Annotated in this window: 24 protein-coding genes; 18 read left to right on the top strand and 6 right to left on the bottom strand. The window is 59.0% G+C overall.

The window, feature by feature from the left end; all coding sequences use genetic code 11:
* Window positions 1–18: 18 nt before the first annotated feature.
* Both FOI68_RS03770 and FOI68_RS03765 read left to right on the top strand, forming a co-directional pair.
* Window positions 19–450, top strand: coding sequence for an acyl-CoA thioesterase (locus FOI68_RS03770; protein ID WP_029097732.1), 432 nt, complete (start codon window positions 19–21; stop codon window positions 448–450).
* A 2-nt stretch (window positions 451–452) separates the two neighbouring features.
* Window positions 453–851 carry an FxsA family protein gene (locus tag FOI68_RS03765; RefSeq protein ID WP_035300628.1) on the top strand — a complete coding sequence of 133 codons (399 nt, stop codon included), beginning with the start codon at window positions 453–455 and terminating at the stop codon, window positions 849–851.
* 45 nt (window positions 852–896) lie between these two features.
* On the opposite strand, the gene ytvI is transcribed toward FOI68_RS03765, so the two are convergent.
* Window positions 897–2021, bottom strand: a complete 1125-nt coding sequence (gene ytvI, locus FOI68_RS03760) for a sporulation integral membrane protein YtvI (RefSeq protein ID WP_029097730.1) — start codon at window positions 2019–2021, stop codon at window positions 897–899.
* A 361-nt stretch (window positions 2022–2382) separates the two neighbouring features.
* Between ytvI and citZ the strand changes: the two genes are divergently transcribed.
* The 3 genes from citZ to mdh all read left to right on the top strand — a co-directional run bounded on the left by citZ (window position 2383) and on the right by mdh (window position 5927).
* Window positions 2383–3495: a citrate synthase gene (gene citZ / locus FOI68_RS03755; RefSeq protein ID WP_035300623.1), complete on the top strand. Its 1113-nt coding sequence runs from the start codon at window positions 2383–2385 to the stop codon at window positions 3493–3495.
* Between the two features lie 147 nt (window positions 3496–3642).
* Window positions 3643–4926: an NADP-dependent isocitrate dehydrogenase gene (gene icd, locus FOI68_RS03750; RefSeq protein ID WP_029097728.1), complete on the top strand. Its 1284-nt coding sequence runs from the start codon at window positions 3643–3645 to the stop codon at window positions 4924–4926.
* 62 nt (window positions 4927–4988) lie between these two features.
* On the top strand, window positions 4989–5927 hold the full coding sequence (gene mdh, locus FOI68_RS03745) for a malate dehydrogenase (protein ID WP_029097727.1): 939 nt from the start codon (window positions 4989–4991) through the stop codon (window positions 5925–5927).
* Between the two features lie 101 nt (window positions 5928–6028).
* Here mdh and FOI68_RS03740 read toward each other — a convergent pair whose 3' ends face one another.
* Window positions 6029–6235 (bottom strand): DUF4830 domain-containing protein, encoded by a 207-nt coding sequence (locus FOI68_RS03740; protein WP_143862364.1) that lies wholly within the window; start codon window positions 6233–6235, stop codon window positions 6029–6031.
* Between the two features lie 407 nt (window positions 6236–6642).
* Here FOI68_RS03740 and FOI68_RS03735 point away from each other — a divergent pair, with 407 nt between their 5' ends.
* From FOI68_RS03735 to FOI68_RS03695, 9 genes are all read left to right on the top strand, one after another.
* Window positions 6643–7338, top strand: coding sequence for a response regulator transcription factor (locus tag FOI68_RS03735; protein ID WP_035300619.1), 696 nt, complete (start codon window positions 6643–6645; stop codon window positions 7336–7338).
* 15 nt (window positions 7339–7353) lie between these two features.
* Complete coding sequence (pnpS, locus tag FOI68_RS03730; protein WP_143862363.1) at window positions 7354–9129, top strand: two-component system histidine kinase PnpS; 1776 nt, start codon at window positions 7354–7356, stop codon at window positions 9127–9129.
* A 176-nt stretch (window positions 9130–9305) separates the two neighbouring features.
* Complete coding sequence (gene phoU / locus FOI68_RS03725; protein ID WP_029097723.1) at window positions 9306–9962, top strand: phosphate signaling complex protein PhoU; 657 nt, start codon at window positions 9306–9308, stop codon at window positions 9960–9962.
* Between the two features lie 229 nt (window positions 9963–10191).
* Complete coding sequence (locus FOI68_RS03720; RefSeq protein ID WP_029097722.1) at window positions 10192–11283, top strand: PRK06851 family protein; 1092 nt, start codon at window positions 10192–10194, stop codon at window positions 11281–11283.
* A 72-nt stretch (window positions 11284–11355) separates the two neighbouring features.
* Window positions 11356–12279 carry a VanW family protein gene (locus FOI68_RS03715; protein WP_029097721.1) on the top strand — a complete coding sequence of 308 codons (924 nt, stop codon included), beginning with the start codon at window positions 11356–11358 and terminating at the stop codon, window positions 12277–12279.
* Window positions 12280–12450: 171 nt separating this feature from the next.
* The gene (locus FOI68_RS03710; RefSeq protein ID WP_029097720.1) at window positions 12451–12876 is read left to right on the top strand and encodes a MarR family winged helix-turn-helix transcriptional regulator; all 426 of its coding nucleotides are present in this window, start codon (window positions 12451–12453) and stop codon (window positions 12874–12876) included.
* A gap of 9 nt (window positions 12877–12885) precedes the next feature.
* On the top strand, window positions 12886–13545 hold the full coding sequence (locus tag FOI68_RS03705; RefSeq protein WP_029097719.1) for an HlyD family secretion protein: 660 nt from the start codon (window positions 12886–12888) through the stop codon (window positions 13543–13545).
* 3 nt (window positions 13546–13548) lie between these two features.
* Window positions 13549–14775: an efflux RND transporter periplasmic adaptor subunit gene (locus FOI68_RS03700; RefSeq protein ID WP_035300611.1), complete on the top strand. Its 1227-nt coding sequence runs from the start codon at window positions 13549–13551 to the stop codon at window positions 14773–14775.
* Window positions 14776–14789: 14 nt separating this feature from the next.
* Window positions 14790–16367 (top strand): DHA2 family efflux MFS transporter permease subunit, encoded by a 1578-nt coding sequence (locus FOI68_RS03695; protein WP_035300609.1) that lies wholly within the window; start codon window positions 14790–14792, stop codon window positions 16365–16367.
* A 29-nt stretch (window positions 16368–16396) separates the two neighbouring features.
* On the opposite strand, the gene FOI68_RS23260 is transcribed toward FOI68_RS03695, so the two are convergent.
* From FOI68_RS23260 to FOI68_RS03685, 3 genes are all read right to left on the bottom strand, one after another.
* Window positions 16397–16534: a hypothetical protein gene (locus FOI68_RS23260; RefSeq protein WP_160297111.1), complete on the bottom strand. Its 138-nt coding sequence runs from the start codon at window positions 16532–16534 to the stop codon at window positions 16397–16399.
* On the bottom strand, window positions 16497–17438 hold the full coding sequence (locus FOI68_RS03690; RefSeq protein ID WP_065067973.1) for a DMT family transporter: 942 nt from the start codon (window positions 17436–17438) through the stop codon (window positions 16497–16499). The genes FOI68_RS23260 and FOI68_RS03690 overlap by 38 nt, the downstream gene beginning before the upstream one ends.
* Before the next feature lie 255 nt (window positions 17439–17693).
* Complete coding sequence (locus tag FOI68_RS03685) at window positions 17694–18479, bottom strand: divergent polysaccharide deacetylase family protein (RefSeq protein ID WP_143862362.1); 786 nt, start codon at window positions 18477–18479, stop codon at window positions 17694–17696.
* Between the two features lie 151 nt (window positions 18480–18630).
* Between FOI68_RS03685 and polA the strand changes: the two genes are divergently transcribed.
* From polA to FOI68_RS03665, 4 genes are read left to right on the top strand one after another with little or no spacing between them, the layout of a single operon-like run.
* Window positions 18631–21282 carry a DNA polymerase I gene (gene polA / locus FOI68_RS03680; RefSeq protein WP_143862479.1) on the top strand — a complete coding sequence of 884 codons (2652 nt, stop codon included), beginning with the start codon at window positions 18631–18633 and terminating at the stop codon, window positions 21280–21282.
* A 48-nt stretch (window positions 21283–21330) separates the two neighbouring features.
* The gene (mutM, locus tag FOI68_RS03675) at window positions 21331–22191 is read left to right on the top strand and encodes a DNA-formamidopyrimidine glycosylase (RefSeq protein WP_143862361.1); all 861 of its coding nucleotides are present in this window, start codon (window positions 21331–21333) and stop codon (window positions 22189–22191) included.
* The gene (gene coaE, locus FOI68_RS03670; protein ID WP_029097712.1) at window positions 22188–22790 is read left to right on the top strand and encodes a dephospho-CoA kinase; all 603 of its coding nucleotides are present in this window, start codon (window positions 22188–22190) and stop codon (window positions 22788–22790) included. Before mutM ends, coaE begins: the two co-directional genes overlap by 4 nt.
* The gene (locus tag FOI68_RS03665; RefSeq protein ID WP_035300606.1) at window positions 22787–23350 is read left to right on the top strand and encodes a lytic transglycosylase domain-containing protein; all 564 of its coding nucleotides are present in this window, start codon (window positions 22787–22789) and stop codon (window positions 23348–23350) included. The genes coaE and FOI68_RS03665 overlap by 4 nt, the downstream gene beginning before the upstream one ends.
* Before the next feature lie 31 nt (window positions 23351–23381).
* Here the strand turns inward: FOI68_RS03665 and FOI68_RS03660 are convergent, their stop codons facing one another.
* On the bottom strand, window positions 23382–24260 hold the full coding sequence (locus FOI68_RS03660; RefSeq protein ID WP_255433356.1) for a hypothetical protein: 879 nt from the start codon (window positions 24258–24260) through the stop codon (window positions 23382–23384).
* Between the last annotated feature and the right edge of the window lie 513 nt (window positions 24261–24773).

Raw genomic sequence — 24773 nt, 5'->3', positions numbered from 1 at the left:
GAGAAAGGGGCGGTTGCATTGAGTGCGGTTGTACATACTCACCGGATACAGGTGCGGTACGGTGAAACCGACCAGATGGGCGTGGTCTACCACGCCAACTACCTGACCTGGTTTGAAGTGGGGCGGACGGAGTTTCTTCGCCGATCGGGGCTGACCTATCGCGACCTGGAGGAAAAAGGCGTGCTGCTGCCCGTCACGGAGGCGACGCTTCGGTACAGGCTGCCGGCGCGGTACGACGACTGGGTGGAGATTCGCACGCGGATCGAGGAGCTGACGCCGGTGCGGCTGACGTTTGCCTACGAGCTGTACCGCATCCCGGACGAGGCGCTGCTGGTGACCGGCAAAACGCTGCACGCCTTCACGACACCGGCGATGAAACCGATCCGTCTCTCCCGCGCGGAACCGGACGTCTACGCCTGGCTTCAGGCCCAGTACGAAGGAGGAGAGTAAGCATGCTGGTTCGCATCCTCGTGGTCTTGTTTATCGTCGTGCCGGCGATTGAACTGTGGGGGCTGATCGCGGTAGGCAAGGTGATCGGCGGCTGGAACACGGTGGCGCTGGTGATCCTGACCGGGCTGGTCGGCGCCTGGCTGGCCAAGCAGCAGGGCATGCAGGTGCTTCGGCTGCTGCAGCTCCAGCTCTCGCGCGGCCAGATGCCGACGGAGGCGCTGATCGACGGCGCGCTCATCCTCGCGGGCGGAGTGCTGCTCTTGACGCCGGGATTTTTCACCGATCTGTTCGGGCTCGTGTTTCTCATTCCCTACACGCGGATGATCGTGCGCCATCTCTTGAAGCGCTGGCTCTGGTCGCTCATCTCCAGCGGCCGCGTGCACATCCTTTTCCGCAGGTAAATCGGCATCAGGACATGAAAAAAAGGAGGGATGACGCCTCCTTTTTTACGTGCCCTTGATGTATCGCCAGATGTCGGAAAAGACGTCCGCCTTCACCAGCGCATTGATCAGCACGAGCGAGACGGGACCGATAATCAGGCCGAGAAAGCCGAACAGATTCAGCCCCACGAACAGGGCGACCAGCGTCAGCAGCGGGTCGAGACCGACGTTTTCCGCCACTACCTTGGGCTCGATGATCTGGCGGAAAATCAAGACGATGGCGTACAGGATCGACAGGCCGATCACCAGGCTGTAGTTGCCTTTGAAAAAGAGATAGACAATCCACGGGATAAAGACCGTGCCTGTCCCCAGATACGGCAGCAGATCCACCAGACCGGTAATCAGCCCGATCGTGATGGCGTATTCGACGCGCAGGATCAACAGGCCGACAATCACGATCGCGGCGGTGAGCGAAATCAGCGTCAACTGCGCCTTGGCAAAGCCGAACAGCGCGGCTTTCAGGTCTTTGAAAATCTGATCCAGCCGGTTGTTCACGCCGTTTGGCAAAAGGCGGCGGAAGCGCGCTTCCCAGAGGAAAAAGTCCTTGGCGATGAAGAAGGCGCCCAGGATCGAGATCACCAGCACGGTCGCCAGGTTCGGCAGCGAGACGAGCAGGTTTTTCAGCCCGTCCAGGAACTGCACGATCAGGATCTGACCGGCCTGGGTGATCGAACTGATCCCCTTGCCCACGGTGTTGTCGATCTCTTCCTTGTAACTGGAATCAAGCTGCTCGTAGAACCACTGCACCTGGTTGTACAGCCCCATCAGGAAGTCTTGGGAAATCGTCCGCTGCAGGTACGTTCCCAGCTCGTTGGCAAACCCGGGCAGCCGCTTGGCCAGTTCCCCGATTTCGACGACCGTCTCGGTGACGACCAGGGTGACGACGCCGGCGGTGAGCACCATCAGCAGGAGCAGGGCGATGGTCACCGACAGCCAGCGGGGGATCCTGGCCTTTTTCGTCAGATAGGTGACCGGCCGGTGAATGATCAGCGCGATGACTAACGAGATGAGAAATGGGTAAAGTAAGGGTAATGCGAATTGGATCAGCTTGAAGCCCGCGTACACGAGCAGACAGACCCACAACAAGCGAATCAGTTGAAAGAGGCGTTCCACCCAGTTTTCCCGATTCAAACGCGTTCTCCTTTCTGACCCCAAAGGGACGGCGAACTCACTTGTACCTATTATGCCGCATGCTTTCCGCGGCTGACAAGTTTTGGCTGGGCCGCAGGCTTTTCCTGGCAAGTTGTACTTTTTTCATTCACAAAATCGCTATAATCTTTTATAATTGTGTCGAATTACGGTTGGATTCTTTTTATTGCCATGCAGTCGCAAGGCCATCCGGTCTCTCCTCCTCTTTTCGGCGCGTCGAGAAAGCGAATGATGATCCTCAGCACTTCTCAATCATTCACAGCGGAGGGGGGTAGTAAAAAGAACCGCCCCTACTTCTTCCTGACAATTTCATATAGCTTAGAGTGGAAAAGGAGAGAGTTACATGACAGTTACTCGCGGACTGGAAGGCGTTGTTGCCGCTCAATCTTCGATCTGTTCCATCGTCGACGGTGTGCTCAGCTACGGAGGCATCAACATTGACGAACTCGCTGAAAACGCTACCTTTGAAGAAGTTGTGTACCTGCTCTGGCATGGAGCCCTACCGAAGCGCGATCAGCTGGAGGCTTTGAAAAAGCAGTTGGGTGAAAATGCTGCGGTGCCGAAAGAGGTTATCGACAGCATCCGCACCTATCCGAAAGGCGTACACCCCATGGCGGCGTTGCGCACAGCTGTCTCTTCGCTAGCGCTCTACGACACAGAGGCGCAGGACATGTCTCCGGAAGCCAACTACCGCAAATCGATCCGCCTGGTGGCACAAACCCCTACCCTGGTGGCAGCGTTTGCCCGAATCCGCAAAGGGCTGGAGCCGGTTGCCCCCAATCCGTCCTACAGCATTGCGAAAAACTTCCTGTACATGCTGACGGGGGAAGAACCGTCGGAAACGGCCGTGAAGGCGTTTGACATCGCGCTGATTCTGCACGCGGATCACGAGTTCAATGCGTCCACGTTCGCTGCGCGCGTCACTGTCGCGACTCTGACCGACATCTACTCCGGCATCGTCTCCGCCATCGGCACGCTGAAAGGTCCGCTCCACGGCGGCGCCAACGAAGCGGTGGCAGCCATGCTGGCGGAAATCGGTTCCATCGACAACGTGGAATCCTACATCCGCAAAAAACTGGACAACAAGGAAAAGATCATGGGCTTCGGACACCGCGTGTACAAGGACGGCGATCCGCGCGCCAAGTGGCTGAAACAGATGTCCAAGGAGCTGACTGCTCAGGTGGGCCGTCCCGAGCTCTACGAGATGTCCGTCAAAATCGAAGAAATGGTAACCGGCGAAAAAGGCCTGAAGCCGAACGTCGATTTCTACTCCGCGTCCGTTTACACCTCGCTTGGACTGGAAAGCGACCTGTTCACGCCGATCTTTGCCATCAGCCGCATGTCCGGTTGGACCGCGCACATCATGGAGCAGTATGAGAACAACCGCCTGATCCGTCCGCGCGCGGACTACACCGGCCCGGTCAACCAGCACTACGTGCCGATTGACCAGCGCTAAGACCTTTGCTTTTCCGAGCGTGGAGGAGGCGGCCGCCGCAGCGGCACGACACTCCTGAGCGCAAGCTTGAGAACTACCACGTCGCGTGGTAGTTCTCCTACGTCTGGAAATATTCTTTCAATACTTTTTCACACTGGAGGGATTCTTGTGTTTAAAACCCTGTCGCAGCCTGCTGCCGGTGAGAAAATCACGGTAGACAACGGAAAACTGGTGGTTCCCAACAACCCGATCATCCCGTTCATCGAAGGTGACGGTACCGGTCCCGACATCTGGAATGCGGCTGTCCGCGTGCTGGATGCGGCCGTGGAAAAGGCGTACAAGGGCGAGAAGAAAATCGCCTGGTTTGAAGTATATGCAGGTGAAAAGGCGTACAACAAGTTCGGCGAGTGGCTGCCGGAGGATACCCTGACCGCCGTTCGCGAATACCTGATCGCGATCAAGGGTCCGCTCACCACGCCGGTCGGCGGCGGCATCCGCTCCATCAACGTTGCGCTGCGCCAGGAGCTGGACCTGTACGCGTGCGTGCGTCCGGTTCGCTACTTCGAGGGCGTTCCGTCTCCGGTGAAACATCCTGAATTGACTGATATGGTCATTTTCCGCGAAAACACCGAGGATATCTACGCCGGCGTCGAGTGGGCGGAAGGCACCCCGGAAGTGAAAAAGGTCATCGAGTTCCTGCAAAAGGAAATGGGCGTGAAAAAAATCCGCTTCCCGGAAACGTCCGGTATCGGCATCAAGCCGGTTTCCAAAGAGGGGACCGAGCGTCTGGTGCGCGCAGCGATCAACTACGCGCTGGCCAACAAGCGCAAATCCGTCACGCTGGTGCACAAAGGCAACATCATGAAGTTCACCGAAGGCGCGTTCAAAAACTGGGGCTACGCACTGGCTGAGCGCGAATTTGGCGACAAAGTGTTTACGTGGGCACAGTACGACCGCATCAAAGCGGAAGGCGGCGACGCTGACAAGGCGCAAAAAGAAGCGGAAGCAGCCGGCAAGATCATCGTGAAAGACGTCATCGCCGACGCGTTCCTGCAGCAAATTCTGACCCGTCCGGCCGAGTATGACGTCGTGGCTACCCTCAACCTGAACGGCGACTACATCTCCGACGCACTGGCTGCGCAGGTGGGCGGCATCGGCATCGCGCCTGGCGCCAACATCAACTACCTGACCGGCCATGCCGTATTCGAGGCGACGCACGGCACCGCTCCGAAATACGCGGGTCTGGACAAGGTAAACCCGTCTTCCGTCATCCTGTCCGGCGAAATGATGCTGCGTCACCTGGGCTGGAACGAAGCGGCTGACCTGATCATTTCCTCCATGGAAAAAACCATCTCCGCGAAGACCGTGACCTACGACTTCGCTCGTCTGATGGAAGGCGCAACCGAGCTGAAATGCTCCGAGTTTGCCGACGCCCTGATCAAAAACATGTAACATGTAAGTAAGCGAGACGATCACCGGCTTTTGCACTTCAAAACAATTGGAGGCGAACCAAAATGGCATTCCAACGCAAAAAAATCGCTGTCATCGGCAGCGGCTTCACCGGTGCTACCACGGCATTCATCCTGGCGCAAAAAGAACTGGGAGACATCGTGCTGGTTGACATTCCGCAATTGGAAAACCCGACCAAAGGGAAAGCGCTGGACATGATGGAATCCTCGCCGGTGCTGGGATTTGACGCCAACATCACCGGTACGGCCGACTACGCCGACATCAAAGACGCCGACCTCGTGATCATCACCGCGGGCATCGCGCGCAAACCGGGCATGTCCCGCGACGACCTGGTGAACACCAACGCGGGCATCATGCGATCCGTGGCCGAACAGGTGAAAACCTACGCGCCCAACTCCATCGTGATCGTGCTGTCCAACCCGGTGGACGCGATGACCTACACCTTCTTCAAAACGTCCGGTTTCCCGAAAGAGCGCGTCATCGGCCAATCCGGCGTGCTGGACACCGCCCGTTTCCGCACCTTCGTGGCGATGGAACTGAACGTCTCCGTGGAAGACGTAACCGGCTTCGTGCTGGGCGGTCACGGTGATGACATGGTGCCGCTGGTGCGCTACTCCTACGCAGGCGGCATTCCGTTGGAAAAACTGATCCCGAAAGATCGTCTGGATGCCATCGTGGAACGCACCCGCAAAGGCGGCGGCGAGATCGTCAACCTGCTGGGCAACGGCTCCGCTTACTATGCGCCTGCCGCTTCCCTGGTGCAAATGGCGGAAGCGATCCTGAAAGACAAGAAGCGCATTCTGCCGGCCATCGCCTACCTGGAAGGCGAATACGGATACAGCGACCTCTACCTGGGCGTACCGACCCTGTTGGGCGGAAACGGCCTGGAAAAAGTGATCGAGCTGGATCTGACGCCGGAAGAAAAAGCGGCACTCGACAAATCTGCCGAATCGGTTCGCAACGTGCTGAAAGTTCTCGCCTAATATAAAAAACGCTGCTCGTCGGACCTTTGAGGAAGGCGGCGCCGACTCTCGGCGAGCAGCAAAAAAAACGTCCCGCACACGCGGGACGTTTTTTGTTGGGGTTACTCACGTTTTCGCAGCTTCACCAACCCGGGTGAATATCCTTCGTACGCCAAATGAGCCCCGATGATCTTCCCATCAACCTCATAGATGTGAAAGGAAATGCTTCCGTGTTCTTGCTGTTCCTGCCGTTCCTGCAGCAGATAGATCGATTCCTGGATTTCCTTGTCTCTATAGGGAGATACATCGATGTCCACGCTTTTCAGCATGTCGAGTTTCTCCCCGGTGTAGAAACCTTTCGGGTGCAGGATACGGGCCCTTTCTCAACATGCCAGCCAAACGAAGTGATATAGTCCTCATGAGCTTTTGGTATCTCAAGATCGCCGCCTGAATGACACCCGATCAGGCCAGCTCCCGCGATCAACAGCAGCGATGCGAGAATCAACACATGGGCGCGGAAAGAAGACATGTGCCACCTCCTCAGTGGATCGTACCGTTATGGCCGAAACCACATATTACCACACGGCAGAAAACGGAAACAGATCCGGGCAGGGTATTCTTTACTGAAAATTAACTTGTAAAGCTGTCTGGGCATCTGGCAGACTAAAATTGAGTTTTTATGTTGTTTTGGTAAAGCTAGCGAAAAGGACTGCAAAAACCTGGGGGGTACTGGCTTGTGACCAAAATTTTGGTTGTGGACGACGAAGTGTCGATTGTGAAGTTGTTGCAATTCAATCTGGAAAAAGCGGGGTTTCAGGTGGTGACCGCGTTCGACGGCAAACAGGCGTTGGACGTGGTCCGGAGCGAACAGCCCGATTTTATCATACTGGACTTGATGCTGCCGAAAATGGACGGCATGGATGTGTGCAAGACGCTGAGACAGGAGCGGAACAACACGCCGATCCTGATGCTGACCGCCAAGGACGACGAACTGGACAAAATTCTCGGTCTGGAGCTGGGAGCGGACGATTACCTGACCAAGCCGTTCAGCCCGCGGGAAGTGATCGCCCGCGTCAAGGCGATTCTGCGCCGCGTCCAGACGGGCCCCGAATCGACGGCGGCGCCGGACGAAGTGGTGCTGCAGTTTGGCGAGATCCGCATCTATCCGGAAAAATACGAGGTGTACCGGCGGGACGACAAGGTGGAGCTGACGCCCAAGGAGTTTGAACTGCTCCACTACCTGGCCAGCCATCCCGGCCGGGTGCTGACCCGCGACCAACTGCTGAACGCGGTCTGGAACTACGATTTCATCGGGGACTCGCGCATTGTCGACGTCCACGTCAGCCATCTGCGCGAGAAGCTGGAGGACGACACGAAAAATCCCCGCTACATCAAAACGGTGCGCGGGTTGGGATACAAACTGGAAGGATAACGGGAGGCCATTTCCTTGACGCGCTTTCGCATCAAACTGACCATGACGATCCTCGGCCTCATCTCGCTGGTCCTCCTGCTGATGGGAACGTATTTTGCGAAGGTGTTGGAGCGTTCCTACCTGCAGACGCTGCATGAGCTGCTCTCCCGGGAGTCCAAGCTGGTGTCGCAGGTGGTTCGCTTTCCCGAGGTCTTTTCCGACGAGAAGACGCTGGCCGACCGCGTGCGCCAGGTAGCCCCGGAAGAGGTGCGCCTCACGATCATTGACCGGACGGGGCAGGTGCTCTATGACAACAGCACCCACAAGGAGCGGATGGAGAACCACGCCGACCGGCCGGAATTTATCGCGGCGCTGCACGGGGATATCGGCATTTCCCGCCGCTACAGCGAAACGATGGGCTACGACATGATGTACGTGGCCGTGCCTGTCGAGCAGGGGAACAAGATCATCGGGGCCGTCCGCTCCTCCATGTCGATGAAAGACATCACCGACACCGTCCACAACATGTGGTACAGCCTGCTCACGGGACTCCTGGTGACGCTGGTGGTCGGGTCGATCGTCGTCTCGCGCATTTCCTACAGCATCATTCGCCCGATCGAGGAAATTACCCGGGTGGCCCGCAATATCACCCAGCGCCACTATGAAAGCCGGGTGCGGATCAAGGCCAAGGACGAGATCGGCCAACTGGCGGGAGCCATCAACTTCATGGCCTCCAGCCTGGAACAGCAGATGTACGAAATCTCCGAAAATCAGCAGCGCCTTACCGGCGTGCTTACCAACATGACCAGCGGGGTGATCTTCATCTCCGAACAGCGCCGGATCATGCTGGTCAACCCCGCCGTCGAAAAGCTCCTCGGCACGTCCCGACACGAACTCGTCGGCCGGCTGCACATCGAGGCGAGCAAAAACTTCGGGTTGAGCCAGTATATCGACCGCTGCCTCGACACGGGGGAAAAGTTCCGCCAGGAGGTGCACATCTACTATCCGCAGGAACGCATCCTGGACGTGAGCTTCGCGCCGTACATCAACTTCAAGGGAGAGGCGAAAGGGGTGGTGGTCGTCCTGCACGACATCACCGAGATCCGCCGCCTGGAGAAGATGCGCAGCGAATTTGTCGCCAACGTCTCCCACGAGCTCAGAACGCCTATCACCTCGATCAAGGGATTTACGGAGACGCTCCTGGACGGCGCGATGCAGGACGAGGAAACCTGCCGCAACTTCCTGCAAATCATCTACGACGAGAGCGAACGGCTGTACCGCATGATCCGCGATATTCTCGACCTCTCCAAGATCGAGCAGAAGCGCATCCACCTGCAGATGGCCCCGGTCCATGTGCAGGAGCTGATCGCCTCGACGGCCGCGATCGTGCAGGAGCAGGTGAACCGCAAGCAGTTGTCGCTCACCCTGCCGGACCCGGAGCCGGCGGTCTGGCTGACGACGGACAAGGACTGCCTGCAGCAGATCGTGCTCAACCTCCTGTCCAACGCCGTGGCCTATACCCCGGAAGGCGGCTCCATCGCGCTGCGGGTGAAACAGGATGGGGCGCAGGTGCAGATTCAGGTGGAGGACACCGGCATCGGCATCCCGGAGCAGGACATCCCGCGCATCTTTGAACGGTTTTACCGCGTGGACAAGGCGCGCAGCCGCGATTCCGGCGGCACCGGCCTGGGGCTTGCCATCGTCAAGCACCTGGTGGAAAATCTGCACGGCCAGATCGGCGTGGAAAGCGTGGAGGGAGAGGGAACCACGTTTACGGTGACGCTGCCGTCAGGGGAACACGTCACGTCGTGAAGCGAGAGTTGAAGGGCTCTCGCTTTTTTGTTCTGGCCGCATGCCCTCCCCTGTTTGGCCGCCATGCCGCTCGCCGGGATGTTCACAACCTTTACACAACGCTAACATTCTCTTCACTCCCCGTATACAATCCCCCTGTAGCATTGGGGGTACAGACAAATGGAGGGGAAAAGGGTATGACGCGGCACGCATTCGAAGAACAACTGGATGTCCTGCACCGCAGCCTGATGTCCATGGGCACGCTGGTGGAGGAAGCCATCCACAAGGCCATCAAAAGTCTGGTCGAACGGGACGTGGAATTGGCCCAACAGGTCATTGAGCACGATACGATGATTAACGAACTGGAGCACGACATCGAAAGCGGCTGCTTCCGCCTGATCGCGCTGCAGCAGCCGGTGGGAAGCGATCTGCGCCGTTTGGGCACGATGCTGAAGCTGGTGACGGATCTGGAGCGGATGGGCGACCACGCCGTTGCCATCGCCAAGACGACGCGCCGGCTGATGGCGGAACCGTACGTCAAGCCGCTGATCGACATTCCGCTGATGGCGGACCATGTCAAGGCGATGGTGCGGGACTGCCTGAACGCCTACATCGCCCGCGACAAGGAAGCGGCCGAAGAGATCGCCCTGCGCGACGACGCCGTCGACAAGCTGTTCTCCACGATTTTCCGCGACCTGATCGACGTAATGAGCAGCAACAAGCAGTCCATCAACCAGGGCACCCACCTGCTCCTGGTGGCGCAGTACCTGGAGCGGATCGCCGACCACGTCACCAACATCTGCGAGTGGATCATTTACCTCAACACCGGCAAAATGACCGATCTGAACAAGTAACGCGCCCAACAAACCGGGCAGTCCGCGGGGCTGTCCGGTTTTTTTACGGCGGCTGATCGGGAAGCTGATCGGCCCCGGCGGGCGGCGCCGGCTTTCACGACGGGTGGGCCATGCAGCGGGGGCCAAGGCGGCAGCACATTTTCTTGCCGTGGGCAGAAGCCTATCGCTTCATGAACGCATAGGATAAAACCGATCCGGATTGACACACAACATCCAGGAGGGGTTGCCAATGAATGCAACGGTGCGCCACATTTACGCGGGCGGCAATACGGCCAGAGGATACCGCTGTTTTTTTGATTCCGTTTTGGCGGAGGTGGACCGCCTGTTCGTCCTGACCGGAGGAGTGGAGGGGCTGGCTTCGACGCTGATTCAGCGGATCGGAGACGAGCTGGCCCCCCGCGCCGGCAGCGTGGAGTGGATTCACTCCCCCTTTGTCAGCGGCGCGTTTGACGGGGTGATCTTCCCCGAACTGCGGGCCGCCGTGGTGGACGGGAGCTATCCGCGTTCGCTGCAGCCGAGAGCACCGGGTCTGATTGAGACGTATGTCGACCTGCAGGCCGCGATTGACGCGGACCGCCTGTCTCCCCGCAGGAATCTGATTGCGACCTGGTACGAAGCGCTGTACCAGAAGACGCAGGAAGCGTACGAGGCGTTCGCCCAGGCGCTGGGCATCCACGACGAGTGGGAGGAAATCTACATCGCCCGCCTGAATCGGGAAGAAGCCAACCGCGTGGCGGAAGAAGTGACGGCGCTGTTCTTCGGAGAGGAAACCCTGCCAAAGAACGCCCGCATCCGGCACATGTATCTGGGCGCGGCCACACCGGCCGGACCGGTCGACCACATTCCCAATCTGACCGCCGGCATCGGCAAACGCTATTTCATCAAAGGGCGTCCCGGTTCCGGCAAGTCGACGATGCTGAAAAAACTGGTGGCGGAAGCGAAGCGGCGCGGCTTCGACGCGGACGTGTACCACTGCGGACTGGACCCGCACAGCCTGGATATGGTGATCCTGCCCGAAAAAAGCCTCGCCATCTTTGACAGCACGGCGCCGCACGAGTACTTCCCCGATCGGAGCAGTGACGAAGTGATCGACATGTACGCCCGGGCCATTGAGCCGGGCACCGACGAGGCGTTTGCCGACCGGCTGGCGGAGATCAGGGAGCGCTACGCCGCCGTGATGAAAAAGGGAACGGCCAGCCTGGCCGAAGCGCAGGCGTGCCGCCATCGCCTGGCCGACATCTACGGACAGGCGGCCGACCGTGAAAAAGTGGACGCCATTCACCAGGCCATTATCCGCGAGCTGACCGCCCGGCTGGCCTGACGTTCGGCTGCCGCCCATGCGCATGAAACCCGTTCGGCTGCTCATACTATTCGGAGGAGGTGAGCAGTCCGGATGGGTTTTCCTGTTGTGTTGGCCTTGCTGCTTCTGGCCAATCCCCTGGACGCGACCGATTTTTTGCGGATCGAATGGGGAGAAGAGACGATTGCCATACTCGACCGCGCCGATTACACCCTGCCGTTCTCCGGCGTTCCCCTGGTGGACGAAGCAAAGCTGGAGCAGGTCATCAAAAGCGTGGCAGAACATGTGTACCAGGCACCGGTGAACGCCACGATCGACGGAGCGGGCAGGATCGTTCCCGAGAAGCGGGGGCGGGCGCTGCATGAAAAAGCGTTTACCGAACAGGTCTACGACTACTTTTACGCAAGCGGTTCCGAAAGCATTACGCCCGCCATCCGCGAGGTGATGCCCAAGGTAGACCGCGAATTGCTGAACCAGGTGCGGCAGAAGTTCATCGGCGGCTACGCCACCTATTACAATCCCCGAAACAAAAACCGCTCTCATAACATCATGCTGGCTGCCAAGGCTATCAACAATTACGTCGTCCTGCCCGGCGAGATCTTTTCGTTCAACAAGGTGGTCGGCCAGCGCACCCGGCAAAAGGGCTATCTGGAAGCGCCGATCATCGTCAGGGGAGAACTGTCAGAGGGGATCGGCGGTGGCATCTGCCAGGTGTCGTCCACCCTGTACAACGCCGTCGACCGCGCCGGCATGCATATTTTGCAGCGGTATTCGCACAGCCGCCACGTCGCGTACGTCCCGCCCGGACGGGACGCCACGGTGAGCTGGAACGGACCTGATTTCGTGTTTCAGAACAAGTACGCGTATCCCATCCTGATCCGCGCCTTCTCCGGAAACGGACAGATGTCAGTCACGATTCATTCGTTCCCGGAAATCGAACACGAACCCCGGCATGTGCCCAGCGTGCGCAACCACGTGCCGGAAGAAACGCCGGCCGATCCGCGGCTGCCGGACTAGACAGCACCCGTTGCGAGGTGCTGTTTTTGTTTGGGCGGCTCCGTCCGGGGGCTCCGTGCATGTGCTGGGCGAACGAAAAACATATTGCCAGGGATATGAAAAAGGCGTAATATAAATTTCGTGTTAAAAAATTTCGGGTACGAAATAATTGCGGAGGAAAGGAGGCGCATGATGAGCAAGCCGATCTTGGTGAGGGATCTGTTAAAGCGGCTGAACAAAACGATTACCACCATGGCGACCAGAGAATTGGGGAAATTCGGATTGACTGTGCCGCAATTGATGGTACTCAGGCAAATCAAATGCGAACCCAAGACGATCGGCCAGATCAGCAAGGCCGTCGACCTGTCCTACAGCACGGTCTCGGGCATCATCGACCGGCTGGAGCGGGAGCAACTGGTCGAACGCGTCCGCGACGAAAAGGACCGGCGGGTGGTCTGGATTCGCGGCACGGGCAAGGTGAAGGAAAAGGTCGAGCAGGTCCCGATCTTTTCCGAAGAGTTTTACAACAAGTTGTTCGCAGACATTTCCGACGCGGAGATGGATCAAATCGTCAACGCGCTGGAAACGCTGATCGAAAAACTAGAAAGAGAAAGTTGAGGAGAAACCATGAAGCGAAAACTTGTCTTGTACATCATCCTGCTCCTGATGGTGGCGGGAGGGGGCGGCATCGGGTACTACTACTGGTATCAGGGGAGCCACTACGTCACCACGGAGGACGCCCGCGTCGCCGGTGACATTTACCGCGTCATGCCGCGGATTGCCGGCAAGCTGACGATGCTGAAGATTCACGAGGGCGATGTCGTCGTGGCGGATCAGATCGTCGGACAGCAGGATACGACCAATCTGACGACCAGCCTGCTGGAAAACGCGGTGCTGCGCGCGCCCATCACCGGCACGGTGATCAAGACGCTGGCCAAGGAAGGAGAGGTTGTCTCTCCCGGCCAGGCGGTGGCCATGGTGGTGGACGAGAAAAACCTCTACATTTCCGCCAACGTGGAAGAGACGGAGCTTGGCCGCCTCAAGCTGGGGCAGAAGGTGGACATCGCGCTTGACGCCTACCCGGGCAAACTGCTGACCGGTCACCTGATCGAGATCGGCCAGGCCACCAACTCCACCTTTGCGCTGCTGCCGGCCGTCAACACCAGCGGCAACTTTACCAAAGTGACTCAGCGGATTCCGATCAAGGTGGCGATTGACAGCACCGCCGGAATCCATCTGACCCCTGGTCTGAACGCGGAAATCAAAGTGCACGTGAAGGGGATGTAAGCGATGAACAAGACAACGAAATGGAAACGATTGGGAACCGTCGTGGCGGCTCTCTCCCTGTTCGCCGCAGGCTGCAGCGAAACGACCGCCGGACCGGAAGAGAACCAGCCGGTCGTGAAAGTGTGGAAGCTGGAATCGACCCAGACCGGTTTGATCGCAAACGGGAAAATCGCACCGGCGGAAGAAATCCAGGTGGTCTCCAAACTGCCGGGGAAAGTGGAGCAGGTCCACGTGAAGGAAGGCTCGGTCGTGAAGAAGGGCGACGTGCTCGTCTCGCTGGAAGCGACCGATTACCTGGAGCAGATCAGACAGGCGGAAGCCGCCATCGACAGCGCCCAGGCGCGTCTGCGCGACACCCAGGCCGGCGTGCGCAGCCAGGAGCTGCAGCGTCTGGCGAGCGGCGTGGAGCAGGCAAAAGCCGCGCTGCAGGTGGCCGAGAGCAGCTACAATCGGATGAAGGCGCTGTATGATTCCGGCGCGATCTCCCAGGCCGATCTGGAAAAGGTGTCGCTGGAACTGGAAAAAGCGCGGACGGGATTCGATCAGGCCCAGGCCCAATACGACCTGGCCAAGGCGGGGCCGACAGCCAATTCCGTGGCCGCGCTGCAGGCGGAAGTGAAACGCCTGCAGGCCGGTTTGGACCTGGCCAGAAGCACCTATGAAAACACGAAGATTCTCGCGCCGATCTCCGGCATCGTGGCTCGCCGCAGCATCGACCCCGGCGAGATGGCCCAGCCGGGCGTCCCGCTCCTGGTGCTGGTCCAAATGAATCAGGTCAAAGTGGAGGCGAGCGTGCCCCAGGAGCAGATCAACCAGGTGAAAGTCGGCGCGGCCGTCGACGTGAAAGTGGACAGCCTGGACGGAAAGACGCTCAAGGGAACGGTGGAGTTCGTCAGCCCGATCTCCGACCCCAACAGCAGTTCCTTCCCGATCAAGGTGCGCGTGGACAACAAGGACGGCGCGCTGCGGGCCGGGATGCTGGCGGAGGTGTACCTGCCGAACCAGGTGTCCAAAAACGAATTGAAAGTCCCCGCCTCGGCCGTGGTGACCAAGGACAACAAGCACTTCGTGTACAAAGTGGATCACGACATCGTGCACCAGGTAGAGGTGACCGTCGGCGAAACCAAGGGCGATTGGATTGCTGTGACCAAAGGGGTAGCCGCTGGCGACCAGCTCGTGCTGAACCCTGGTGACGGGTTGGCCGAGGGCAGCAAAGTGATCGTCAACTGACGGGAGGGAGAACCATGGCGGAAGCAGCGGCACAGCGCCATGAGAACAGCGGAGGCGAGATGTGGATTTCGCTTCTGGCCATCCTCATGGGTACCTTCGTCGCCATCTTGAACAACAGTTTGATCAACGTCGCCCTGCCTACCCTGGTAAACGTGTTCGGCTCCACGACGGACACGATCCAGTGGGTGTTGACCGGTTACATGCTGGCGAACGCCGTGATGATCCCGATGAGCGGCCTACTGGGCGAAAAGTACGGGTACAAGCGGATCTTTTTGCTCTCGCTCTCCGCATTTACGGCTTCGTCCGTCCTCTGCGCGCTGGCTTGGAACGACAGCAGCCTGATCGCCTTCCGCGTCGTCCAGGGGCTGAGCGGCGGGATGATCATGCCGATCGGGATGTCGATGATCTACATGATTGTCCCGCGGGAAAAGATGGGGCTGGCTCTGGGGCTGTTCGGCATCGCCGCGATGGTGGCGCCGGCGGTCGGGCCGACGCTGGGCGGGTACATTGTCGAATACCTGAACTGGCAGTTCCTTTTCCTGCTGGGCGTTCCCATTGGCGTGTTTGCCGTGGTGATGAGCAGCGCCCTGTTGAAGGAAACGCCGAAAAAGCCGGAGTTGAAGTTTGACTATCCGGGAGCGATTCTTTCCGTCATCGGCTTCGGGACGCTGCTGCTCGCGCTCAGCAAGGGCCAGACGGAAGGGTGGGACTCGTTTTACATCGTCAGCCTGCTGTTTGTCTCATTGATCAGCCTGGCGCTGTTCGTTTGGGTGGAGACGGGCAAGGAACAGCCTCTGCTTGACTTCAGCCTGTTTAAAATTCCCGTGTTTACCCTCAGCGTCATCAGCTCCAGCTTTGTCATGATGGGGATGATGGGCGGGATTTTCATGATGCCGATCTTCCTGCAAAACATTCAGGGCATGTCGGCGATGGACTCCGGGCTTCTCCTGATGCCGCAGTCGATCGCCATGGCGCTGATGATGCCGATCAGCGGCAAGCTGTTTGACAAGTACGGGATCGGTCCCGTCGGATTGGTGGGCATGCTGGTCATGGGGGTGACCACTTACGAACTGCACAACCTGACCGCGGATACGCCGCACAGTTGGTTGAATACGGTGCTGACGATTCGCGGGCTCGGCATCGGGCTGTGCATGCAGACGCTGGCGACGGCGGGGATGAACGTCATCCCCCGCGCCAGCGTCGGGAGGGCATCTTCCCTCTCCAACGTGATCCGGCAGGTGATGAGTTCGTTTGGGATCGCCATCCTGACGACGATCATGAGCTCGCGCCAATCCTTTCACACCGCGGCGATTTCGGACAGCGTGTCCGTGACGTCCACCACGGCGATCGAGGCGCTCCAGGGTCTCGCCGGACTGTTTGCGCAGGCGGGCGTGGACGCCGCGACCGCCCAGGGAGGAGCCGGATCCGTTCTGGCCGGGATGATCGCCAAAGAGGCGGTCGTTCGGGGCATTGCCGATGCCATGCTCGTTTCGGCCATCCCGATCTTTTTGTCCATCCCCTTCATTTTCTTCATGCACAAAAAGCCGGCCAAGAAAGGGGCGGCACAAGAGCAGCAAAAAACAGCAGCCTAAGCGGCTGCTGTTTTGCTTGATGACGGATTTCAGAACAGTTTGCTGAGCCAGTAGATGATCCGGCCGACGATGTAGCCGAGCAGGACGGTCCAGCCGATCTTGGCCCAGATACTGAGACCGCTCACGAACTCACGCAAGCTTTTCCGGCGGTACGGCGGTTGCTTCACGAGACTCCACTCCTTTGGCTGTATTGCAGCGGATAAACAGGTAGATGCCGGCGAGAATGATCAGGCCGCCGACCCATTGCGGAAGCGTAATCACTTCGCCCAGGATGATGTACGCCAGAATCGCCGTTCCGACCGGTTCCCCCAGAATCCCCATGGAGATCGTCGTGGTGTTCAGCCATTTGATCACCCAGTTGAAAATCGAGTGGCCGAGCAGCGTCGGAAACAGGGCGAGGCAGAAAAACCAGCCCCAGTCCTCGGTCCGGTAACCGGCCAGCGGGTACCCCAGCGCCAGATCGTACGCCACCAGCAGCACGCTGGTGATCGTGTAGACGACGAGCGTGTAGGAAAACGAGGAAAGGTGCTGCCGCACGTACTGGCCGACCAGCCAGTAGCCGGTGACGGTGGCGGCGCCCATCAGCGCCAGAATGTCTCCCCACAGCGCCATGCCGCCGACGCGAAAGTCCCCCCAGCCGATGACGAAGCTGCCGGCGATGGCCAGCAGGCCTCCCGTCAGCGCCAGCGGGCGGATCCGCTCGCCAAAGAAGAAATACCCGCCGACAAAGGCAAACAGCGGCTGCAGCGTGACCAGCACGGTGGAGCTGGCGACGGACGTGAAGTTGAGCGATTCGAACCAGAGCAGGAAGTGGCTGGCCAAAAAGGCTCCCGACAGGAGACAGAGCAGCCACTGCCTGCCCGGCATCCGCATCATTTCGCCGATGGCCCCGCGGTTCCAGAACAGCAGCGGCAGCGTCAGCAGCACGGAAAAAACCAGCCGGTACGTGGCGATAATCGGCGCCGGCGCGCTGGACAGCTTGACGAAGATGGCCGAAGTGGAGACGGCCGCCACGCCGAGAAACAGGGCGAGATAAGGCGGTACCCAGGGCTTTTCGTTGGGATTGTTCATGCCTACACCTTCTTGCAATAGGGAAATCGCATGCTCTCTATTTTACAGGTCCATCGAAAAATTCACAATCGCCACACATTGGCAGCCGCACGGACAAAGGGGGCGGGACCTGCCGCCCGCCCTGCCGTTCCCAAAAAAATCGCCCAGGCGATCACAAACGCCGTGAGCGATGAAGACCGGACGCTCACCGGCGAGATGCGGGGCGATGAGCGGACGCCTTCAGCCGGAACCGACGAGAACAGCCGGTTCAAACGGCTAGGGCGTGAAGCTGTTCAAAAGCGTTGAGACGGTGACAAGCGTCGCCTCCTTCTGAATGCGCGGGATGTACTGGCGCAGAACGGAGGCCGTTTTCTTGCCGGGCGGCCCCACGTGGCCGATGGCAATGCAGACGGGGTGGTCTTTCATTCGCCTGCACAGCGTTTCCATTTGGCGGGTAATGTGCGAGACGGTGTAGACGTCGTCCAGAAACAGTTCGTTTTCCAGAAACGGCACACCCAGCTCCCGGGCAATTCTGGACGCGGTGCTGCGGGGCGTCGTCCTGCTGTCCAGGTAGATCAGCCCCCGTTCCTTGCACACGCCCAGCACGGCCCGCATCACGCGCTCGTCTGCGGTCGCCTTGGAGCCCATGTGGTTGTTCAAGCCGATCGCGTGCGGAACATCGTCGATCGCCTTACGGACGCGGTCGCGGATCTCCTCGTCGCTCAGGTCAGTGGTGATGGCCCCGGGCCCCAGCCAGGAACGCTTTCCCTTTACCGGCTCCATCGGCAGGTGGACAAACACGTCGTGTCCCTTCTGATGGGCCTGCTCCGCGTCCCGTTTGGTGCTGGGCAAAAACGGCATCACCGCGACCGTCAGGGGAACGGGCAGGTTGAGAATGTCGTCCGTACCCGCCATGTTGTTTCCAAAGTCGTCGATGACAACCGCCACCTTCTTTCCGGCCGCTTTCGCCGGGGAAGCACCGGGAGCGAGGGCGTGCGCCCCCGCCGTGAAGGAGAACAGACAGGCGGCGAGCAGGGCTGCCCCCCATGTTCGTTTGCGCATGTGATCGCCTTCTTTCCGTTTGTTTTTCCTAGTTTGTTCAAGCAGAGGAATGCTTACCCGCCGGATCCGCCGCAGAGAGACTTGTTTTGCCAGGGTTGTGGCCCTGTGGTAAACTGAAGGAATAGTGATGGAACGAGAGGAGTCGTACGAGTTGAGCCACTTTGTGTTGATTGACGGGAACAGCATCGCCAACCGGGCGTTTTACGCGCTCCCGCTGCTGTCCACGTCGGCGGGACTGCACACCAACGCGGTGCTGGGCTTCACCACCATGCTGCTCAAGGTTCTGGAAGAGATGAAGCCGACGCACATGCTGGTCGCGTTTGACGCGGGCAAAGTCGTGTTTCGCCACAGCGAGTTTGCCGAATACAAGGGCGGCAGGGCCAAGACGCCGCCGGAGCTGTCGGAGCAGTTTCCGCTGATTCGCGAGCTGCTGGACGCGTTTTCCATCCAGCGCTTTGAACTGGAAGGATACGAAGCGGATGACATCATCGGGACGCTCACCCGGCGGGCGGACGAATCGGGCTGGAAGACGACGGTGATCACCGGGGACAAGGACATGCTCCAGTTGGTCTCCGACAACGTGTCCGTGGCGTTGACGCGCAAGGGCGTAAGCGAGATGGATCTGTATTCGCCCAAGGAGATCGCGGACAAGTACGGGTTGAAGCCGCTCCAGATCATCGACCTGAAAGGGCTGATGGGCGACGCCTCGGACAACATCCCGGGCGTGCCCGGCGTGGGGGAAAAGACCGCGCTGAAGCTCCTGCACGAATACGGATCGGTGGAAGCGGTGCTGGAGAACATCGACCGGATCTCCGGCAAAAAGCTGCAGGAAAACCTGCGTGAAAACGTGGAGCAGGCCAGGATGAGCAAGGTGCTGGCGACCATCATGCGGGACGCCCCCGTCGATCTGGACGTGGAACAGACGGTGTATCCCGGCTACGACGCGGCGGCTGTCACCGAGTTTTTCAAAAAAATGGAATTCAAATCGCTCCTGCCCAAGGTGAAGGCTGCCGCACCGGAGGAAGCGGGCGCGTCGGGACAAGAGCGCGCGCCGTTTTCCTTCGAGGTGGTGGAGAGCGGCAGGACGGACCGCTACACCGAAAAGCTGACGTCTCCCATGGCGCTGTACGTGGAGATGGACGGCGACAACTACCACCACGCGCCGATCCTCGGCTTCGGGCTGGCCGCAGAAGGCGTCTCGCTCTACGTGCCCTACGACGCGGCCGTGGAGTGGCAGGCGTTCCGCGACTGGCTGGCGGACGATACCCGGGAAAAATGGGTGTTTGACGGCAAACGGGATACGGTAGGACTGGCCTGGCACGGTCTGGAGACAGCCGGCATCGGCTTTGACGTCTACCTGGCCTCCTACCTGCTGAACGCGACGGAGAGCAATCCGACACTGGACGGCGTCGCCGCCCAGTACGCCGAGGTGGGCGTGCTGCCGGACGATGAGGTGTACGGCAAAGGAGCCAAGCGGCTGGTGCCGGAGACAGACGTCCTCAGCGAACACGTGGCCCGCAAAGCGGCTGCGATCTGGCAGAGCGTGCCGAAACTTCGGGACGAGCTGGCCCGGCACAAGCTGGACGAGCTGCTCACCGACCTGGAAGCGCCGCTCAGTCTGGTCCTGGCCGCAATGGAAAAGCAGGGCGTCAAAATCAACCGCGAGCGGCTGCTGGAGATGGGCGAAGAGCTGGACAGCCAGTTGGAGAAGCTGACGGCGAAGATTTACGAGCTGGCCGGCACGCCGTTCAACATCAATTCGCCGAAACAGTTGGGGGAGATCCTGTACGACAAACTGGATCTGCCCGTGCTGAAGAAGACGAAGACCGGCCCGTCCACCAGCGCCGACGTGCTGGAAAAGCTGGCGCCGTACCATCCGATCATCGGGGAGATCCTGCACTTCCGCCAGTTGGGCAAGCTGCGCTCCACGTACATCGAGGGGCTGACCAAGGAGATTCACGCCAAGACGGGCAAGATTCACACGCGGTTCAATCAGGCCACCACGGCGACCGGCCGCCTGTCCAGCACCGAGCCCAACCTGCAAAACATCCCAATCCGCCTGGAGGAAGGCCGGAAAATCCGCGAGGCGTTCATTCCTTCCGAAGAGGGCTGGTACATGCTGGCCGCCGACTATTCGCAGATCGAACTGCGCGTCCTGGCCCACATCTCCGGGGACGAAAACCTGATTGACGCCTTCCGCAAGGGGATGGACATCCACACGCGAACGGCGATGGACGTGTTTGGAGTGAGCGAGGCGGAGGTCACTCCGCTGATGCGCCGCCAGGCCAAGGCGGTCAACTTCGGCATCGTCTACGGGATCAGCGACTACGGCTTGTCGCAAAACCTGAACATCACCCGCAAGGAGGCGGCCGACTTCATCGAACGCTACTTCGCCGTCTTTTCCGGCGTGAAGCGGTACATGGAAGAGATCGTCAAGCAGGCCAAGCAGGACGGCTACGTCACCACGCTCCTGCACCGACGCCGCTACCTGCCGGACATCAAGAGCAGCAACTTCAACCTGCGCTCGTTTGCGGAGCGCACGGCGATGAACACCCCGATCCAGGGAACGGCCGCCGACATCATCAAGCTGGCGATGATCCGGATGCAGGAGAGCATCAGGGAAAAAGGGCTCGAGAGCCGGATGCTCCTGCAGGTGCACGACGAACTGGTCTTCGAAGTGCCGGAAGCGGAACTGGCCGTCATGCAGAAGCTGGTGCCGGATGTGATGGAAAACGCGCTCAAGCTTGACGTGCCGCTGAAAGTGGACGTGCATTACGGACGCACCTGGTACGACGCGAAGTAACCGGGACGATCCCCACAGCATCGAGAGACAAACGAGAGGAGGAGACCCATGCCGGAACTGCCTGAGGTGGAAACGATCGTCCGCACCCTGCGCACCCTCGTGCTGGGCAAGACGATCGAACGCGTCAGCGTGACGCTGCCGCGGATTGTGCGCCGGCCGGACGACGTGGAAGCGTTCAAGGCGCAGCTGGCCGGCCAGACCATTCGTGAGATCAAGCGGCGGGCCAAGTTTATCCAGTTCATTCTGGACAAGGACGTGCTCGTCTCCCATCTGCGCATGGAGGGACGATACGGCCTGTACCAGGCCGCGGACCCGGTGGAGAAGCACACGCACGTCATTTTCCACTTTGCCGACGGCACCGAACTGCGCTATCGGGACGTTCGCCAGTTCGGGACGATGGACCTGTTCCCGATCGGGTTGGAAACGAGCGAGGGGCCGCTGGCCAAACTGGGCGTCGAACCGCTGGAGGACAGCTTTACCCCGGACGTGCTGCGCCGTCTGCTCAAAGGGCGGACGACCAAGATCAAGCCGCTTCTGTTGAATCAGGAATGTATTGTCGGGTTGGGGAATATTTATGTGGACGAATCCCTCTTTCGGGCAGGCATTCACCCGGAACAGCCGGCAGGCAGCCTGACCGCCAAACAGGTGGCCAAGCTGCACGAAAGCATCGTTGCCACGCTGACGGAGGCGGTGGCACAAGGCGGCAGTTCGATCAAGTCGTACGTCAACGGCCAGGGCGAGATGGGCATGTTTCAGCAGTCGCTGTTGGTATACGGACGCAAAGGGGAGCCGTGTACCCGCTGCGGAACCGAGATCGTCCGGTTCGTGGTCGGCGGCAGGGGGACGCACATCTGTCCCGCCTGTCAAAAAGTTGGCAAGCCCATCAAACGAGGAGGAAATCGGGCATGATTCTAGGATTGACAGGAGGCATCGCCACGGGAAAAAGTACGGTGACGGCCATGCTGCGGGAGCGCGGCATTCCTGTCATTGACGCCGACCAGATCGCCCGCGAGGTTGTGGAGCCGGGCAAACCTGCCTACGAGGCGATCGTTCGTCACTTCGGCAGGGACATCCTGCTTGCCGACGGCCAGATCAACCGCAAGAAGCTGGGGGAAATCGTCTTTTCCGACGAGGCGGAGCGGCAGAAGCTGAACGCCATCGTCCACCCGGAAGTCCGCCGGGTGATGCGGGAAGAGGCGGAAACCGCGGAGCGGAACGGGGCCGCCATCGTGTTTATGGATATTCCCTTGTTGTTTGAGAGCAAGCTGCAGCATATGGTGGATAAAATCGTCGTGGTGTACGCGCCGGCCTCCGTCCAGTTGGCGCGGATGTTAGAGCGGGACGAGCTGGATGAGGAACAGGCGCACAAGCGGCTTAGGGCGCAGTGGCCGATTGAGCAGAAAAAACAGCTCGCCGATTTTCTGATTGACAACACCGGGACGCGTGAAGAGACGGAACGGCAGGTGGAGCGCCTGCTGGCAGAATTGAAAGCGGAGCTGTCGGGATGAAGCGAGGCAGGCGAGCGACAGTCGTCCTGATCGTGCTGATGGGCGTCTTTTTGCTGATCAACTCCCCCTTGGTCTGGAAGTGGATGTATCCGATCAAGTATCAGAGCGAGATCTTGGAGGCGTCCCGCCGCTATCAGGTAGACCCCTACCTGATTTTGGCCATCATCCGTTCGGAGAGCGGCTTCAAACCGGACAACGTCTCGAAAAAGGGAGCGATCGGGCTGATGCAGATCATGCCCGACACGGCAGAATGGATTGTGGAGCAGGCGGGCTTTCAGCCGAAGCAAAAGGACTACCTGTACGATCCGGAGATGAACATCAACATCGGGACCTGGTACCTGTCGTTCTTGCAGCAGAGGTTTCAGGGCGACGTGGTCAAAACCATTGCCGCCTACAACGCCGGCCCCGGCAAGGTGAACGGATGGCTGACGCGCGAGCAGTGGAACGGAGAGCGAGACACCCTCGAGGACATCCCGTTCGGCGAGACCCGCCTGTACGTCCAGCGGGTGCTCTACTACCACGACCGATACCGCAACATCTATTCCGAAGAACTGCAGTAATGCCGCTTTCTCCCCTGGGGGAAAGCGGCTTTTATAGTTCCTCTGGCTTTGATTTTGACTTTGACGTAACAGCCGCTTTCGCCCCTTTCTGTATGTGTTCCAGTATCTCTTCTGGAGCGTACGGCGTGGAGGGAGACACATTCAAAATCGTTACCGCCCGTCTATCCAGCCACACACTTTCTTGTCCTTTTTGGTCAACAGCGACAAAAATAAACCCGCCCGCGTAAAAAACGTACGTGAGGTTAACGTCTTCGCCCAGCTCCGCCTTTATTTTCTCGTGCAGTTCAAACAATTCAGACCCTGATTCACCGGCCATGATTGGCCTCGTATCCGTTGCGAGCGTAAACCCTTTCACCTGATTGCCATCCAGGATAAATGAGAGCTTCTCATCCGAAGGCAGCAGCAGGTCTGTCATGGTTGAACCTTCGTAGGAGAGGATTTCCTCCACATCCGGCAATTCGGCACCCTGAATGGAAAAGTCGGACAGGCGGTAATTGGCACTTTCATTGCGCAGCGATTTGTTATGGCGGCCTCGAGCTTCCTCCATCTGCTTGAATGCGTTCAGCGCTTCCTTATCCCCCTGATTGACTGCACCAGCCCATGTAGCCAGAGAAATCCCCGCGACGATTCCTACACCCAATATGGCCAATGTATATGGTTTCATGACGTACCCTCCCGCGGGAAATCCATTTTTTTCAAAGTCGTACAACGAGTCAATCCACTGTGATACCTTGGTTCGGGCAGCTTCTGTTGGACTGGTAACGACTGCTGGTAGCGACAATGACGTTGCCGCCATACGATCATGCAGCCATTTTTTCAAAGGAAAAGAAACACAAGTAACCGCCTGTATCATACAAATTTTACCATGGATAGTCGTCACTTGCAGCCAATCAACCTCTAATGTCAGCATCTTACTCCACAGACGCTGTTTTCCCGCTGCACTTGCTGCATATGTCGTCGTACGGCAGGGATCGAAGTGCTGCTATTACACGGGTTGTGTATGGAATACGGTCGCGTCTTCGAATGGCTCACCCGTTGACCTGTCCCATACCGACTTTCGTTCAATAAAAAAACGTGGGTGACGGCGTGCGGTTTCCTTTCTTTGCAGCCCGCCCCCATTACCCACGGTGTTCGTATTTCCCTTTTGTGCCCTGGGCTGATTGGTAGCTCTCAGGCATTCGTCCACAATTGTCCCTGATTCTTCGACGGGCCTCCTTCCCGAACAGATGGGGGGCTTTTCATGCTTTACGCGTTCGCTCCCTGCCACCTCGATCGCCTGGTCGCAGTCTCATGCCCTTCCCGCTTGTCCTGTCCTTTGCCTGATCACCCCGCCCCTTCCGACCGAACGGAAAACAGGATGGCAAATCGTCCAAATATTTATTTTTTCAGTAAAACACATTGATAATTGTGTCATACTTATTAT

It is taken from the genome of Brevibacillus sp. LEMMJ03, assembly GCF_007197875.1.
GTDB lineage: Bacteria > Bacillota > Bacilli > Brevibacillales > Brevibacillaceae > Brevibacillus > Brevibacillus thermoruber.
Note: the sequence above shows the minus strand (reverse complement) of the source record. Positions and strands in the feature narration are given on the sequence as shown.

Bases quoted from the DNA above. Each gene is read 5' to 3' on its own strand.
- FOI68_RS03700 (WP_035300611.1), top strand. From the start codon at position 13,549: ATGAACAAGACAACGAAATGGAAACGATTGGGAACCGTCGTGGCGGCT.
- FOI68_RS03690 (WP_065067973.1), bottom strand. From the start codon at position 17,438: ATGAACAATCCCAACGAAAAGCCCTGGGTACCGCCTTATCTCGCCCTG.
- FOI68_RS03705 (WP_029097719.1), top strand. From the start codon at position 12,886: ATGAAGCGAAAACTTGTCTTGTACATCATCCTGCTCCTGATGGTGGCG.
- FOI68_RS03685 (WP_143862362.1), bottom strand. From the start codon at position 18,479: ATGCGCAAACGAACATGGGGGGCAGCCCTGCTCGCCGCCTGTCTGTTC.
- mdh (WP_029097727.1), top strand. From the start codon at position 4,989: ATGGCATTCCAACGCAAAAAAATCGCTGTCATCGGCAGCGGCTTCACC.
- FOI68_RS03695 (WP_035300609.1), top strand. From the start codon at position 14,790: ATGGCGGAAGCAGCGGCACAGCGCCATGAGAACAGCGGAGGCGAGATG.
- FOI68_RS03715 (WP_029097721.1), top strand. From the start codon at position 11,356: ATGGGTTTTCCTGTTGTGTTGGCCTTGCTGCTTCTGGCCAATCCCCTG.
- FOI68_RS03710 (WP_029097720.1), top strand. From the start codon at position 12,451: ATGAGCAAGCCGATCTTGGTGAGGGATCTGTTAAAGCGGCTGAACAAA.
- citZ (WP_035300623.1), top strand. From the start codon at position 2,383: ATGACAGTTACTCGCGGACTGGAAGGCGTTGTTGCCGCTCAATCTTCG.
- FOI68_RS03720 (WP_029097722.1), top strand. From the start codon at position 10,192: ATGAATGCAACGGTGCGCCACATTTACGCGGGCGGCAATACGGCCAGA.
- FOI68_RS03665 (WP_035300606.1), top strand. From the start codon at position 22,787: ATGAAGCGAGGCAGGCGAGCGACAGTCGTCCTGATCGTGCTGATGGGC.
- mutM (WP_143862361.1), top strand. From the start codon at position 21,331: ATGCCGGAACTGCCTGAGGTGGAAACGATCGTCCGCACCCTGCGCACC.
- FOI68_RS03660 (WP_255433356.1), bottom strand. From the start codon at position 24,260: ATGCTGACATTAGAGGTTGATTGGCTGCAAGTGACGACTATCCATGGT.
- phoU (WP_029097723.1), top strand. From the start codon at position 9,306: ATGACGCGGCACGCATTCGAAGAACAACTGGATGTCCTGCACCGCAGC.
- FOI68_RS03765 (WP_035300628.1), top strand. From the start codon at position 453: ATGCTGGTTCGCATCCTCGTGGTCTTGTTTATCGTCGTGCCGGCGATT.
- FOI68_RS03740 (WP_143862364.1), bottom strand. From the start codon at position 6,235: ATGCTGAAAAGCGTGGACATCGATGTATCTCCCTATAGAGACAAGGAA.
- coaE (WP_029097712.1), top strand. From the start codon at position 22,188: ATGATTCTAGGATTGACAGGAGGCATCGCCACGGGAAAAAGTACGGTG.